Annotated in this window: 15 protein-coding genes; 7 read left to right on the top strand and 8 right to left on the bottom strand. The window is 65.9% G+C overall.

Annotation, left to right across the window (positions count from 1 at the left end):
* Positions 1-143: 143 nt before the first annotated feature.
* The gene (mnmH, locus tag PSV26_RS12375) at positions 144-1,199 is read right to left on the bottom strand and encodes a tRNA 2-selenouridine(34) synthase MnmH (RefSeq protein WP_300571170.1); all 1,056 of its coding nucleotides are present in this window, start codon (positions 1,197-1,199) and stop codon (positions 144-146) included.
* Entirely contained in the window at positions 1,196-1,834 is a 639-nt protein-coding gene (locus tag PSV26_RS12370) for an arylesterase (RefSeq protein ID WP_300571167.1), read from the bottom strand. Before PSV26_RS12370 ends, mnmH begins: the two co-directional genes overlap by 4 nt.
* Before the next feature lie 91 nt (positions 1,835-1,925).
* Here PSV26_RS12370 and PSV26_RS12365 point away from each other — a divergent pair, with 91 nt between their 5' ends.
* Positions 1,926-2,663: an ABC transporter ATP-binding protein gene (locus PSV26_RS12365; RefSeq protein WP_300571164.1), complete on the top strand. Its 738-nt coding sequence runs from the start codon at positions 1,926-1,928 to the stop codon at positions 2,661-2,663.
* A gap of 73 nt (positions 2,664-2,736) precedes the next feature.
* Here the strand turns inward: PSV26_RS12365 and PSV26_RS12360 are convergent, their stop codons facing one another.
* Complete coding sequence (locus PSV26_RS12360; protein ID WP_300571161.1) at positions 2,737-3,666, bottom strand: adenylate/guanylate cyclase domain-containing protein; 930 nt, start codon at positions 3,664-3,666, stop codon at positions 2,737-2,739.
* A 122-nt stretch (positions 3,667-3,788) separates the two neighbouring features.
* On the opposite strand from PSV26_RS12360, the gene rlmB reads away from it, so the two are divergent.
* The gene (rlmB, locus tag PSV26_RS12355) at positions 3,789-4,538 is read left to right on the top strand and encodes a 23S rRNA (guanosine(2251)-2'-O)-methyltransferase RlmB (protein WP_300519354.1); all 750 of its coding nucleotides are present in this window, start codon (positions 3,789-3,791) and stop codon (positions 4,536-4,538) included.
* 102 nt (positions 4,539-4,640) lie between these two features.
* Here rlmB and PSV26_RS12350 read toward each other — a convergent pair whose 3' ends face one another.
* The 5 genes from PSV26_RS12350 to PSV26_RS12330 all read right to left on the bottom strand — a co-directional run bounded on the left by PSV26_RS12350 (position 4,641) and on the right by PSV26_RS12330 (position 8,224).
* On the bottom strand, positions 4,641-5,219 hold the full coding sequence (locus PSV26_RS12350) for a chromate transporter (protein WP_300571158.1): 579 nt from the start codon (positions 5,217-5,219) through the stop codon (positions 4,641-4,643).
* Positions 5,216-5,800: a chromate transporter gene (locus tag PSV26_RS12345; RefSeq protein ID WP_300571155.1), complete on the bottom strand. Its 585-nt coding sequence runs from the start codon at positions 5,798-5,800 to the stop codon at positions 5,216-5,218. Before PSV26_RS12345 ends, PSV26_RS12350 begins: the two co-directional genes overlap by 4 nt.
* A 7-nt stretch (positions 5,801-5,807) precedes the next feature.
* On the bottom strand, positions 5,808-6,725 hold the full coding sequence (locus PSV26_RS12340; RefSeq protein WP_300571153.1) for a DMT family transporter: 918 nt from the start codon (positions 6,723-6,725) through the stop codon (positions 5,808-5,810).
* Between the two features lie 16 nt (positions 6,726-6,741).
* On the bottom strand, positions 6,742-7,683 hold the full coding sequence (locus tag PSV26_RS12335) for a helix-turn-helix domain-containing GNAT family N-acetyltransferase (RefSeq protein ID WP_300571150.1): 942 nt from the start codon (positions 7,681-7,683) through the stop codon (positions 6,742-6,744).
* A gap of 70 nt (positions 7,684-7,753) precedes the next feature.
* Positions 7,754-8,224, bottom strand: a complete 471-nt coding sequence (locus PSV26_RS12330) for a MarR family winged helix-turn-helix transcriptional regulator (RefSeq protein WP_300571147.1) — start codon at positions 8,222-8,224, stop codon at positions 7,754-7,756.
* Positions 8,225-8,298: 74 nt separating this feature from the next.
* Here PSV26_RS12330 and PSV26_RS12325 point away from each other — a divergent pair, with 74 nt between their 5' ends.
* The 5 genes from PSV26_RS12325 to PSV26_RS12305 are packed head-to-tail and all read left to right on the top strand — an operon-like array spanning position 8,299 to position 13,495.
* On the top strand, positions 8,299-8,832 hold the full coding sequence (locus tag PSV26_RS12325) for a flavin reductase family protein (protein WP_300519370.1): 534 nt from the start codon (positions 8,299-8,301) through the stop codon (positions 8,830-8,832).
* A 19-nt stretch (positions 8,833-8,851) separates the two neighbouring features.
* A complete protein-coding gene (locus PSV26_RS12320; RefSeq protein ID WP_300571144.1) occupies positions 8,852-9,898 on the top strand; it encodes a peptidase M29 in 1,047 nt (348 codons plus the stop codon).
* A gap of 9 nt (positions 9,899-9,907) precedes the next feature.
* Positions 9,908-10,684: an alpha/beta fold hydrolase gene (locus PSV26_RS12315; RefSeq protein ID WP_300571141.1), complete on the top strand. Its 777-nt coding sequence runs from the start codon at positions 9,908-9,910 to the stop codon at positions 10,682-10,684.
* Positions 10,685-10,705: 21 nt separating this feature from the next.
* Positions 10,706-11,992 (top strand): acyl-CoA dehydrogenase family protein, encoded by a 1,287-nt coding sequence (locus tag PSV26_RS12310; RefSeq protein ID WP_300571138.1) that lies wholly within the window; start codon positions 10,706-10,708, stop codon positions 11,990-11,992.
* 12 nt (positions 11,993-12,004) lie between these two features.
* Positions 12,005-13,495, top strand: coding sequence for an AMP-binding protein (locus PSV26_RS12305; RefSeq protein ID WP_300571135.1), 1,491 nt, complete (start codon positions 12,005-12,007; stop codon positions 13,493-13,495).
* The last annotated feature ends 2 nt before the right edge of the window (positions 13,496-13,497 follow it).

Genomic DNA, 13,497 nt, shown 5'->3' with positions numbered 1-13,497 from the left:
ACTTCTGAAAATTTGAATCAAATCGGGCTCCAGCCCTTGATTGACGGGCGCAAGAAGCTCTCTTTTTGATAGCTGATGCGAGCACCAGGCCCCGCAGGAACAGGCAGCTGTTCCTCCGGGGCCTTGTTATTGGGGCCAGCGCTTCAGCTCGCCAGCATGCGGGCCGCGAGCTCGGTCATCGCCGCTGCCGTGTGGTCGCGCGGCGCGAGGACCCGGGCTGTTTCATAGTGCGTGAAGTTGCGCCGCATCGACTGCAGGTAGACCGGGTCGTAGTGCCTGACCAGCAACTCGCGCACCACAGAGGCCACGTCCCCGCTGCGCGCACGGGCCTGCCAGTCCTGCACGGTGTCCTTGCCGCGGGCTTCGGTCAGTGCGCCCAGGCGTTCGCAGAAAAACGCGATGTCCCTGACGAAAAAATCATAGTCCTCGAGCAGCAGCGCGACACGGTCGTCCTCGGGCAGGTCCAGCTGCAGGCAGGGGGCGGCGCGCATGGCGGCGATCAGGCCTTCGGGCACCGCCACGTTGCCGACCTTCTTGCTTTCGCTCTCGATATAGACCGGTCGGGCCGGATCGAAAGCACGCAGCGCGGCCCAGATCAGGCTGTCAAACGCCTTCTGGCTGGGCTGCGGCACACCCGGGATCAGGCCCAGCACCGAGCTGCGGTGGTTCGCCAGTGCCTCCAGGTCCAGCACCTGCGCGCCCTGGGCCTGCAAGGCCTGCAGCAGGCGCGTCTTGCCGCTGCCGGTGGTGCCGCACACCACCTGGAAGCTGTGGCGGGCGGCGAGTTGCGGCAGGTCGGCCACCAGTGCGGCCCGGAAGGCCTTGTAGCCGCCGTCCACCAGGGTCACCTTGAAGCCGATCTGGTCCAGGATCAGCGCCAGCGAGCCGCTGCGTTTGCCGCCGCGCCAGCAATACACCAGTGGCTGCCAATCACGCGGCTTGTCCAGCACCTCGCGCTGGATGTGGGCGGCTATGTTTTTGGCAACCAGGGCGGCGCCCAGCTTTTTGGCCTCGAACTGGCTGATCTGCTTGTAACGCGTGCCGACGATCTTGCGTTCCTCGTCGTTCAGGCTGGGCCAGTTGACGGCGCCGGGCAGGTGGTCCTCGGCGTATTCGCCTTCACTGCGGGCGTCGATGAGGATCGAAAAGTCGGCAAGGCGGGCCAGCGCCTCCTGGGCCGTGATGCGGTCGACGCTCACTTGAGAAGTTTTCCCAGTTCCGGCCAGACATTGGCCAGCATCAGGGGATGCGCCTGCTCATTGGGGTGGATGCGGTCGGCCTGGAAGAGCCGGGTGGCATCCTCCGTGTCGCCCACGCCCTTGAGCAGAAAAGGCACGAGTCCCGCCTTGCGTTCTTTCGCAACCTTGGCGAACAGCCCGGAAAACTTGGCTGCATAGTCGCTGCCGTAGTTGGGCGGCACCTGCATGCCCACCAGCAGCACCCTGGCACCGGCCTTTTGCGCCGCCTGCGTCATGGCGCGCAGGTTGCCTTCGGTCATGTCCAGCGGCAGGCCGCGCAAGGCGTCGTTGCCACCCAGCTCGATGATGACCACGCCGGGCTTGTGCTGGCTCAGCAAGGCCGGCAGGCGCGAGCGCCCGCCCGAGGTGGTGTCGCCGCTGATGCTGGCGTTGACCACCCGGGCCGGAATTTTTTCGCTGGCCAGGCGCTGCGCCATCAGGTTGACCCAGCCGCTGCCGCGTTTGAGGCCGTATTCAGCGCTCAGCGAATCGCCGACCACCAGAATCGTCGGTCCGGCGCCGGCCACGGCTTTCGCCGCAGCCTGAGCCTGGGCCTGCCCGTTCTGCGGCAATACCAGCATGAAAGTGCAGAACATCAGGCCCAGCAGACCCGCGCGTCGCCCTGGCTTGGTAAAGTCAGGGCGATCCGTTCCAAAAACTGTTTCCCAAATATCCGACAAGGCTGGCATGTTTGAACCCGTTGTTCCTGTTTCTCCGGCGCCGCCCACTTCAGCGGCAGGGGCGGGAGACCGTTCATCTTCAATTATTTCCGTCGAGCATGTTTTCAAGAGCGTGAGCGACTCGACGGGCACGCTGACCATTTTGCGCGATATTGACTTCGCACTCGCGCCCAGGGAGACTGCCGCCATTGTCGGTGCTTCCGGTTCCGGCAAAAGCACGCTGCTGTCCATCATCGCCGGGCTGGACACGCCCACCCAGGGCACGGTACGGCTGGCCGGCCAGGACCTGTTTGCGCTCAGCGAAGACGACCGCGCGGCGCTGCGGGCGCAGAAGGTCGGGTTTGTGTTCCAGAGTTTTCAGCTCATGGGCAACCTCAATGCGCTGGAAAACGTCATGCTGCCTCTTGAGCTGTCGGGCGCAAGGAACGCGCGGGCGCAGGCCACCGAGATGCTCAAGCGGGTTGGCCTGGGCGAGCGGCTCGGCCATTACCCCAAGGTGCTGTCGGGCGGCGAGCAGCAGCGGGTGGCGCTGGCCCGGGCCTTTGTGGTACAGCCGGCGGTGCTGTTGGCCGACGAGCCCACCGGCAGCCTGGACTTTGCCACCGGCGAAAAAGTCATGGCGCTGATGTTCGAACTCAACCAGGAGCTGGGTACCACGCTGGTGCTGGTCACCCACGACCCCGGCATCGCTGCGCGCTGCGAGCGTCGCATCACCATCGAAGCGGGCCAGGTCGTCGCCGCTTGAGGTCAAAACGAATGCCAGCCGCTGATGAACCTGCGGCTGGTGCTATGGATACAGGAGCAAGCCGGGGCCGGGTCTAGTGCCTGTCCGGGTGGGTGAACAGAAGCCGCGCCGCCGGGTCGGGGATGGAGATGGCCAGCAGGTCGCGCAGGCCCCTGGCGCTGACGATGCGTGGCAGCGCCTTGCTGACGAGTACTTTGGCCAGCGGGCCGATGCTTGCGGCGAGCTCGGCCTCGATGTCGGCCACCGCCCCGGGCGTCAGCGTGGCCAGCGCCGCGAACGAGGCGGTGTTTTCGAACCCGGTGTGGTTCGCGGGTGCGACGGGCGGTGGCGCTGATGGCCGCTCCAGCACGGCATGGATCTCGTGCGAACGCAGGTGTTTGTCCAGGTGCGGCCCCAGGGCGCTGAACATGCCGGTGGCGTTGTCCATGATGCGTGTCATGAGGTCGTGAAAAGCCCGCGAGACCACGATCTGGTTGGGCTGGGCAAAGTCCATGATGCGTTGGGCCACGTTGATGCCGTCACCCACAACGCTGATGCGCTGGCTGGCGTCATGCACCCTGCGCACCGGCCCGAGGTGCAGCCCGATGCGCACTGCAAGCAAGTGGCCGTACTTCTGCAGCAGCAGCCCGCGCAGCAGCAGCGCCGATTGCAGCGCCTCCTCGGGGTCGCCGAAAAAGCAGATTGCCACGCCGTCGCCGGTGTCCGTCACGATGCGCGAGGATTCGGTCCCCCTGAGTGCCTTGCCGATCAGTTCGTTGAAGCGGTCCCTGAGCGCCAGCGGCTGGTCCAGCGAATGTTTTGATGGGGTCACGAGCTTCAGGAACATCGCGGTGCCCAGCACATGCCTGCGCGGGTTTGCGGCGCCCTGGTCCGGCGTCGCCGGGGTGAGCGCAGGCGTGTGGCCATCCGCAGCTGCCAGGCCGTCAGGTGGGGACGCGACGTCCTCCCGCCCCGCGTCGGCTTCCCGGTCGGTGGCTTGGTGGCGCGGCGTGGTCGGGTTCAAGAGAGGCGTCTTCTGAAAAACATTTTGTTACTATTTTAGACTCGCCCTCTGGCCGCCCATCCCCCCGGTGCCCCCTGCCGTCAGATGGGCAGGTGGGCAGGTGGTGCAGTGATAATCGGAGAATGTCTTCTTCCCCCAAAGTCCTGTTCGGCTTCCATGCTGTCGGCGTGCGCATCAAAACTGCCCCGCAATCTGTTTTCGAGGTGTTTTTTGACGTGTCGCGGCGTGACGCCCGCATGCGTCAGTTTGTGGACCGCACCAAAGAAGCCGGCATCCGGCTGATCGAGTCTGACGGGCTGCGGCTGGCCAAGATGTGCGGCAGCCACGGCCACCAGGGTGTGGTGGCGCGGGTCGATGCCGTGCCGCAGGTCAAGTCGCTGGACGAACTGCTGGAGCAGCTCGAAGCCGCTGGGGAAGAGTCGCCGCTGCTGCTGGTGCTCGACGGCGTGACCGACCCGCACAACCTCGGCGCCTGCCTGCGCGTAGCCGACGGCGCCGGTGCCCACGCGGTGATTGCGCCCAAGGACCATGCGGCCGGCATCAATGCCACGGTCGCCAAGGTGGCCAGCGGCGCCGCCGAAACCGTGCCTTACTTCATGGTGACCAACCTGGCGCGCACCCTGGGCGAGCTCAAGGAGCGCAACATCTGGTGCATAGGTACCAGCGACGATGCCGAGAAAACCATTTACGACGTGGACCTCAAGGGCCCGGTGGCGCTGGTGCTGGGCGCCGAAGGCGAGGGCATGCGCCAGCTGACACGCAAGACCTGCGACGAACTGGTCCGCATCCCGATGCGCGGCGCTGTTGAAAGCCTCAACGTCTCGGTGGCCAGCGGCGTTTGCCTGTACGAGGCATTGCGGCAGCGCAGCTGAATTGCGTCGCTCCAAGTTGCGTCACTTCAAGTCATGTCGCCGGAAGCTATCTTTTTGATAGCTTCTGGCGCCCGGTCCATAAGGGCGCATGCCCGTTTTTATTCAGATCCATCCAAACCAGCCGAGCAGGGCGCCGGCGCCCAGCAGCCACAGCAGGTGCACGCGGGTGCGCCAGACCACCAGCGCCGTCACCACGGTCAGCAGCGCCACCGGCCAGTCTTTCAGGCCGCTGACGTTGGCACTGGCCAGAATCCAGCCGGTGGCGATCAAGAGGGCAATCACGATGGGCGCCATGCCCTGCTTGAAGGCGCGCACCCCGCGCAGGTTGCGGTTGCGGTGGCCCCAGCTGGCGGCCAGGTAGGTCAGCGTGGTGCTGGGCAGCATGATGCCCAGCATGGTGACCAGCACGCCGAACAGGCCCAGCAGCGGGCCGCCGGCGTTCAGGCCCACCTGCCAGCCCATCAGCGCGACAAACAGCACGTTCGGGCCGGGCGCGGCCTGGGCTATCGCCACCGAGGCGTTGAACTGCGGGTCGGTCAGCCAGTGCTGCCGGTCCACCAGGTAGCGGTGCATGTCCGGCGCGGTGGTGATGGCGCCGCCTATCGACAGCAGCGACAGCGACAGGAAATGCACAAACATGCCGAGCCAGTCGGTCCATTGCAGGTTCAGGTTCAGGCTCATGGCGCGAGCTTGCGCCAGGTCAGGGTGCAGGCCAGCCCGCCGAGGCCGAGCAGCACATAGGCCAGCGGCAGGCGCAGCCAGGCGATGGCGGCAAAACACGCCACCGCCAGGGCAAGACAGACCGGCAGCCCCAGCGGGTGGGTTTTCAGCGCGCCCATGAGTTTGAGGCCTGTGGCGATGATCAGGCCCGCGGCCACCGCCCCCATGCCGCGCAACGCGCCGGCCACGCCGGGGTGGTCGGCAAACTGCGCGTATACCAGCGCCAGCAGCAGCACCACCAGCAGCGGCACGGTCAGCATGCCGGCCAGCGCCGCCATGGCGCCGCGCAGGCCGAAGTAGCGGTGGCCAATCATCAGCGAGAGGTTGACGACGTTGGGCCCGGGCATGATTTGCGCCACGGCCCATTCCTCGACAAACTCCTCGCGTGTCATCCAGCATTTTTTCTCGACCAGTTCCCGCTGCACGACGGCCAGCACACCTCCGAAACCCTGCAGCGCCAGCAGGGTGAAGGAGACAAACAGGTCGGTCAGGGATTGGGGCTGCGGGCGGGTGGCTTCTTGCGTGCCAGGCGGTGCATTCATGGCTTGATTATCGCCGGGGCTGCGTTGCGACGCGGGTCGCCAGCCACAAGCCGGACGCTATTAAAAAGATAGCTGTCGCCGCCCATGAGGAAAGGGCTTCGCCCAGAAAAAGCACACCCAGCAGGGCCGCGGTCAGCGGATTGAGCGCCAGAAACACGGTGACCCGTGTCGGCGACTCGTGCTTGAGTGCATAGAGCCACCAGAAGTAGCCGATGCCGCTGGAGATGCCGATCAGGGCGACCACGGTCCAGCTCTGCACGCCAAGCGCCAAAACCCGCGCCGGCCAGTTTTCGCTCAAGGCCAGCAGGCCGAGAAACAGCACCGACACCAGCATCGCAAAACTGGACACCGCCAGCGTCGGGTAACGCTGCAGGTAAGGCCGGTACAACACGCTGCACAGCGCGCCGACGCTGGCACTGGCCAGCACCGCCGCCTCACCCCACCAGTGGCCCGGGTGCGGCGCCTGCAGTTTGGGCCACAGCGACAGCGCCACGCCCGTGATGGACAGCAGCACGCCGGCCAGCAGCGCGGCCGAAATGCGTTCGCGCCCGAGCGCGCTGGACAGCAGCAGCGTCAGCAGCGGGAACAGGCTGAAAATCAGCGCCGCCTGGGCGGCACCGATGTGCTGCAGGCCGTAGTTGAGCAGTGCGATCAACACCGCAAACTGTCCGGTGCCAAGTGCAGCCATCGCCAACCAGTCTGCGACTGCTATGGTGTTGAGAGCAGCTCGCGCCCGTCCATCAAGGGCTGGAGCCATGAAAGACTTCAAGACGAAGGGCAGCAGGCAGGTAAAACCGATGGCGTAGCGCAGCAGGGCCAGGGTCAGCGGCGGCACGTCGGCCACGACAAAACGCGAGGCCACGATGGCGGCGCCGACCTGCACGCCGGTGGCGGCCGCGGCCAGCAGGGCCAGGTTGAGCTTCACCGGGGCGGCGGGCGGTTCACAGCCGCAGTTCCCAGGTTTCGCCCACCAGGTCTTGGCCGAAGCCGGTGTAGGGCTCGCTGTTGACCAGCTTGAAACCGCGCCTGGCGTAGATGTCCCGGGCGCTGCCCACGCAGCTGTTGGTCCAGAGCACCATTTTTTTGTAGCCCTTGCTGCGCGCAAAGGCCAGGCATTCATCGGTCAGGCGTGCGCCCAGGCCCAGCCCGCGTGCCTGCGGCGACAGGATCAGCAGACGCAGCTGCGCCACCGTTTTGGACTTGCGCACAACAAACACCGAACCGACGCGTTCGCCATCGACCTCGGCGATCCAGCAGCGTTCCCATTCCGGTTGGTAGTCGCGCAGATAGCCCGCCACAATGCCGGCGACCAGCGCTTCGAAAGTGCTGTCCCAGCCGTAGTCGCGCGCGTAAACCTCGCCATGCTGCTGCACCACCCAGCCCATGTCGCCGGGTCGCGGGTCGCGCAGGACCACGGTTGGCGACGGCGCCGGGGCGGCGGTGGGGTCCAGCAGGCGCTGAACAGTGGCCAGTGCGTCTGTCAGTTCTTGTTGCGCGGGCCCGGGCAGCGGCGCAAGCAACGCGGCAGCTTCATCGCGCGAGCGTTGCTGCAGAGGCGCAAAAACCTGGTAGCCGGCTTCGGTGAGCCGCAGCAGGCTTTGCCGGGCATCGGCGGGCGAAGGACTGCGCGCCATCCAGCCCTGGCGCTCGAAACGGCGCAGGATGCGGCTGAGGTAGCCCGCATCCAGTGCGAGCTCGCGGCCCAGTTCGGTGGCGGTGGGCTGGTCGCGGTGCGCCAGCTCGTACAGCACCCGCACCTCGGTCAGCGAGAACTCGCTGCCGAGGTAGGGGTCGAGCACGCCGATGCGCTGGGTGTAGAAGCGATTGAAGCGGCGAACCGCCTTGACGTGGACGGCGGAAACAGCGGAAACACCTGGGTTCATGGCCGCCATGATCTTCCGTTTACTTGACTCAGTCAAGTAAATGGGGTCGGCGGATGGCCGACGGCGGCGGTCAGGCCGCGTCGCCGCGGCTGATCAGGGTGCGCAGGATCTTCTTCAGGGCGCTCACGTCACGTTCGCTGAAGTCCCGCAGCAGCCCGGTTTCGTGCGCCTTCGCCTGGGCCAGCAGCGCGGCCACGGTGGCGCGGCCTTGTTCGGTCTCGAACACCAGGGTGCGCCGCGCGTCGGCCGGGTCTTCGCCGCGCCGCACCCAACCGGCTTTTTCCATGCGTTGCACGAGTTTGGTCAGCGTCGGTTGCTGGGCCAGAATCTCGCGCGCGAGCTCGCCAATGGTCAGGCCGTCACCGTCCGACAGGGTGGCCAGCAGCCGCCATTCCAGCTGGCTCAACCCGGCGGCCTGAACCTGGGCGTGGAATTCGCTGTACACGGTGTGGCTGGCCCGCGCGAGCAGGTAAGACAGGTAACCGTCGATGAAACGACTGGTCGGCTCGGGCGGGCCACCCGTTTTCCCGGGGCGGCTCATGGTGTGCCTCGCCGAAGGGGAGGCCGGGTTGGTACGCTTGCGTATTGCATGAATATTCATATATTATGCGACGAATGACAATCGTCCTGCAAGCCACCCCCGGTTCCGACGCTCCTGCCCGCGTCGCCGCGCCGGACAGCCGGGCCCTGCGTACCGCGCTGGGCCAGTTCGCCACCGGCATCACGGTGGTGACCACCCGTGCCGGCAACGGGGCCTTTGTCGGGCTCACGGTCAATTCGTTTTCGGCGCTGTCGCTGGAGCCGCCGCTGATCCTCTGGTCACTGCGTTGCAGCTCCCCCAGCCTGCCGGTCTTTGAAGCAGCGGAACGTTTTGTCGTCAATGTGCTGGCGGAAGCCCAGGTGGAGGTGTCGCGCCGTTTTGCCTCGCCCCAGGCCGACAAGTTCGAGGGGGTGCCGCATGCAGAAAACGCCTGGGGTCTGCCGTTGCTGCATGGCGCCAGCGCCTGGTTCGAATGCCGCACGGTGTCGTGCCAAATCGCCGGCGACCACTGTCTGTTCATTGCCGAGGTCGAGCGCTTCACGCTGTCCGAGGCGGCGCCGTTGCTGTTTCATGCCGGCGGATATTTCGCGCTTGGCTCACGCCTTTAGCCTTCAAGAAAGAGTTTTCATGCTGCAGGAACGAATTGAAGCCAAATGGATAAACTGCTTCGCCGAGACCTTTGCGCTGTGTGGCGTCAAGGCGGGCGACACGGCGGCCATCCTGTCCGAAACGCAGTCGCGGCCCGTCAATGTGCAGCTCGCCGAGCTTGCGCTGGCCAGGCTGGGCGCGCGGGCCTTTCACCTGGTGCTGAGCACCCCCCGGCTGGCCGCACCGGTGCCGGTGCGTTCCACCGGCGCGTCTGACGCCATTGGCCAGCTCGCGCCCGTGGTGCAGGCCCTGGCCGCCAGCACCTTTGTGGCCGACCTGACGGTGGAGGGCCTGCTGCATGCGGCCGAGTTGCCGGATATTCTGAAAGGTGGCGCGCGCGTGTTGATGGTGTCCAACGAACACCCCGAAATCCTCGAGCGCTGCGTTCCCGATCCGGCGCTGGAGCCCAAGGTCAAGGCCGGCATCAAGCTGCTTCGCAGCGCCAAAGCCATGCGTGTGACTTCGCCCGCGGGCACCGACCTGAGCATCTCGCTGGTCGGGGCGCAGGCTGGCGGCGGCTGGGGTTACACGGCCCGGCCCGGCACCATTTCCCACTGGCCGGGCGGTTTGTGCCTGGCCTTTCCGGCCCGGGGCAGCGTCAATGGCCGGCTGGTGCTGGCCCCCGGCGATGTCAACCTGACCTTCAAGCGTTATCTCGAACAAGCCGTGGTGCTGACGATTGAAAACGACTTCGTGACCGACATTGCCGGCCAGCATGTGGATGCCGACCTGATGCGCAGCTACTGGGCCGCCTGGGGCGACCGCGAAGCCTACGCCGTCTCGCATGTGGGCTGGGGCATGAACCCGAAAGCGCGCTGGGACGCGATGTCCCTGTATGACAAGAGGGACTTCAACGGCACCGAGCTGCGCGCCTTTGCCGGCAACTTCCTGTACTCGACCGGCGCCAACGAGGTGGCGGGGCGCCACACCCTGGGACACTTCGACCTGCCGCTGCGCGGCTGCACCGTGGCGCTGGACGGTCAGGTGATCGTGGACGCCGGGCAACTGACGGGCGAGTTGGCCTGAGCCATGGTCATGCCGGCTTATCTTGAGCAAGGGGAGGGCGACACCGCCGTGTTCATGCTGCACGGCGTGGGCGGCGGCAAGGAAGCCTGGGTGCACAACCAGCCGTTTCTGGCGGGCCATGGTTTTCGAACTATTGCCTGGGACATGCCGGGCTACGGCGATTCGCAAGCCATATCGACCTGCACCAACGGGCTGCTGGCCGATGCCCTGAAAACCCTGATCGAACACGTCGGCGCCAGGCGCAACGTGCTGCTGGGCCACAGCATGGGCGGCATGATTGCGCAGGAGCTGGCGGCCCTGCATCCTGCGCTGGTGCACGGCCTGATTCTCTACAGCACCTCGCCGGCTTTCGGCAAGGCCGATGGCGCCTGGCAGCAGCAATTCTTGCAGAGCCGCTTTGCGCCGCTGGACCAGGGCTTGGGCATGGCGGGCCTCGCCCGCCAACTGGTGCCGACCATGTTTGCACCCGACGCCGAGCCGGCGCGTATCGCCGAGGCCGCCGCGTTGATGGCCCGTGTCCCCGCGGAAAGTTACCGCGCCGCGCTGTCGGCCATCGTGTCCTTCAACCGGCTGGTCGCGCTGGGCAACATCGCCGTGCCCACCCTGTGCCTGGCCGGTGAGCTGGACCTCAACGCGCCACCCGCCGTGGTCGAAAAAATGGCCGGCCGCATTCCCGGCGCGGCTTACGCCTGCCTGCCGCAGGTGGGCCACATCGCCAATCTCGAGCAGCCCGAGCTGTTCAACCACGCTGTCCTGACATTCCTGAAGCAACATTTTCTGCCCTGACCCGACCCGAGGAACCGACCCATGTCTGCACTGCCTGTCTCTCCACCCCCTGCCGCCCGCTACCTGCCGCCTTCGATTGCCGGCGACTACACCGAACTCACGCCCAAGCAGACCGAACTGCTGGCCATCGCTGCCCGTCTCGGGCGCGAAAAATTCGCGCCACGCGCGCAGCAGATTGACCGCGATGCGGTGTTCCCCTTTGAGAACTACGCCGATCTGCGCGAAGCCGGCCTGCTCGGCATCTGCGTGCCGGAAGAACATGGCGGCTGGGGTGCCGACTTTGCCACCTATGTGATGACCGCCGCCGAAATTGGCCGGCATTGCGGCGCCACCGCGCTGACACTGAACATGCACGTGAGCTCCACCATGTGGACCGGTTTCATCGCCGATGACCTCGACATGACGCCTGAGCAGCGCGCCAACCATGAAGCGCACCGCAAGGTGCATTACGAGCGTGTGGTGAAGCAGGGCAAGGTCTACTCGCAGCCGTTTTCCGAAGGCGGTGCCGCTGCTGCCGGCAAGGCGCCTTTCGGCACCCTGGCCCGAAAGGTCGAAGGCGGCTACATTGTCAACGGCAAGAAAATTTTTGCCTCGCTGGCCGGGGCGGCCGACTACTACGGCATTTTGTGCACGCTGGACAAACCCGGTGCCACGCAGCGCGATTCGCTGTACCTGGCCGTGGACAAAAACGGGGAAGGCGTCAGCGTCACCGGCGACTGGGACCCGCTGGGCATGCGCGGCACCGTCTCGCGCACACTGATCTTCAAGGACGTGTTTGTGCCCGAGATCGAGCGCCTGATTCCCGAAGGCCTGTATGCCCAGGCCGCGCTGCGCTGGCCGCACATGTTTGCAACCCTGTCACCGACCTACATGGGCATCTGCCAGGCGGCCTACGACTTCACGGTGCAGTATTTGCGCGGCGAGGTGCCCGGCACACCACCGGTCAAACGCCGCATGTACCCGACCAAACAGATCGCCGTGGCAGAAATGAAGGTCCGGCTGGAACAGACCCGGGCGATTTTTCTGCAGAATGCCCGCGCCGCCCGTGTCGATCCTTCGAAGGAGATTCGCCTGGGCCTGTACGCGGCGCATTACACCATCATGGAAAACGCCAACGAGATCTGCCGCCTCGCGGTGCGCACTTGCGGCGGTCAGTCCATGCTCAAGACCCTGCCGCTGGAGCGCATGTACCGTGATTCGCGCTGCGGCTCGTTGATGCTGCCCTGGACCGCGGAGCTCTGCATTGACCGGCTCGGCCGTGAATGCCTGTACGAGGCCGGTGAACAGGACGAACAGGCCGTGCTGTAAGCCGGAGCCGGAGTGAATCTCGCGCAGATCATCAAGCGGCACGCGCAGTTTTCGCCGCAGCAGGTGGCTGTCCACGCGGCGGGGGAAGACATCACCTATCCTGCCCTGTGGCAGCGCATTGAACGCGCGACCGGGGTGTTGCTGGCCGCAGGTGTGCAGCCGGGCGACCGGGTGGCCTGGCTGGGCTTCAATGATCCGGCCATGCTGGTGCTGCTGTTTGCACTTTCCCGCATCGGGGCAATTCTGCTGCCGCTCAACCACCGGCTGGCCGCGCCCGAACATGCGACCATTCTTGGCCATGCCGGAGTGAGCCTGCTGGTCAGCGACAGCGCACATGCTGCGGCAGCTACCGCGCTGGCCGCGGCCCAGGGCTGCCGTTTGCTGCCTGCCGATGGTCTGGCTGTGGATGGTCTGGCTGTGGATGGCAGGGGTGACGGCACCGGTGTCCTCGCCGGCGGCTACGCCTCGCCCGTGCTGCTGGTCTACACCTCGGGCACCACCGGTCGGTCCAAGGGTGCTGTGCACACGCAGTCCGGTCTGATCTGGAACTGCGTGATTTCCGCGCATGCACATGAGCTTCGGCAGGACGACCATGTGCTGAGCGTACTGCCCCTGTTTCATGTCGGCGGCCTGTGCATCCAGACCCTGCCGGCCCTGCATGCCGGTGCCACCGTGACCCTGCATGCCCGTTTTGAGGCGGCGGCCTGGCTGGCCGATGTGGCCAGGCGGCGGCCAAGCTTGTCACTCATGGTGCCGGCCACCTTGCGCGCGGTGCTGGACCATGCCGATTTTGCGGCTACTGATCTGTCGTCCCTGCGTTTTCTGGCCGCGGGTTCGTCCACGATTCCCGCGGCCATGATCGCGGCCATCCATGCACGTGGTGTGCCGCTGGGCCAGGTCTATGGCGCGACCGAGACCGGCCCGGTCTCCATCTACCTGCGCCGTGCCGATGCGATGCAGCATGTGGGGATGGCGGGCAAGGCGGGTTTGCATGTGGACGTGAAACTCGTCAACACGCAGGGCGAAACCGTGGCCCCGGGCGAGGTCGGCGAAATCTGCGTGTCTGCACCCAATGTCATGGTGGCTTACTGGGCCGACGCCGACAACCCGGCCTTTGCCGATGGCTGGTTTCACACCGGCGACCTGGCGCGTTGTGATGCCGCCGGCTTCTATGAAGTGGTGGGACGCTCGAAAGACATGATCATTTCGGGCGGGGAAAACGTCTATCCGGCCGAGATTGAAAACCTGCTGGTCGAATGCCCGAAAATTCTGGAAGCCGCCGTGGTGGGCCAGCCAGATGCGCGCTGGGGCGAGGTGGTGGTGGCCGTCATTGTGAAAGCGCCCGGCGCGGATCTCGATACGGCGCAGGTGCTGCAGCTGTTCGAGGGCCGGCTGGCACGCTTCAAACACCCCAAGCGCATCGTGTTCTGCGAGGCCTTGCCCAAAACGGCCCTGGGCAAGGTGCAGAAAGCCGGCCTGCTCGCCGGCCTCGCAGCGCAATAAAT

It is taken from the genome of Polaromonas sp. (assembly GCF_029945685.1).
Lineage (GTDB): Bacteria > Pseudomonadota > Gammaproteobacteria > Burkholderiales > Burkholderiaceae_C > Polaromonas.
Note: the sequence above shows the minus strand (reverse complement) of the source record. Positions and strands in the feature narration are given on the sequence as shown.

What these genes read in the sequence shown, in the direction of transcription:
- PSV26_RS12320 (WP_300571144.1), top strand. Translation starts at nt 8,852, where the DNA reads ATGCTGCAGGAACGAATTGAAGCCAAATGGATAAACTGCTTCGCCGAG.
- PSV26_RS12325 (WP_300519370.1), top strand. Translation starts at nt 8,299, where the DNA reads ATGACAATCGTCCTGCAAGCCACCCCCGGTTCCGACGCTCCTGCCCGC.
- PSV26_RS12350 (WP_300571158.1), bottom strand. Translation starts at nt 5,219, where the DNA reads ATGAGCCTGAACCTGAACCTGCAATGGACCGACTGGCTCGGCATGTTT.
- PSV26_RS12370 (WP_300571167.1), bottom strand. Translation starts at nt 1,834, where the DNA reads ATGTTCTGCACTTTCATGCTGGTATTGCCGCAGAACGGGCAGGCCCAG.
- PSV26_RS12330 (WP_300571147.1), bottom strand. Translation starts at nt 8,224, where the DNA reads ATGAGCCGCCCCGGGAAAACGGGTGGCCCGCCCGAGCCGACCAGTCGT.
- rlmB (WP_300519354.1), top strand. Translation starts at nt 3,789, where the DNA reads ATGTCTTCTTCCCCCAAAGTCCTGTTCGGCTTCCATGCTGTCGGCGTG.
- PSV26_RS12335 (WP_300571150.1), bottom strand. Translation starts at nt 7,683, where the DNA reads ATGAACCCAGGTGTTTCCGCTGTTTCCGCCGTCCACGTCAAGGCGGTT.
- PSV26_RS12345 (WP_300571155.1), bottom strand. Translation starts at nt 5,800, where the DNA reads ATGAATGCACCGCCTGGCACGCAAGAAGCCACCCGCCCGCAGCCCCAA.
- PSV26_RS12310 (WP_300571138.1), top strand. Translation starts at nt 10,706, where the DNA reads ATGTCTGCACTGCCTGTCTCTCCACCCCCTGCCGCCCGCTACCTGCCG.
- PSV26_RS12315 (WP_300571141.1), top strand. Translation starts at nt 9,908, where the DNA reads ATGCCGGCTTATCTTGAGCAAGGGGAGGGCGACACCGCCGTGTTCATG.
- PSV26_RS12365 (WP_300571164.1), top strand. Translation starts at nt 1,926, where the DNA reads ATGTTTGAACCCGTTGTTCCTGTTTCTCCGGCGCCGCCCACTTCAGCG.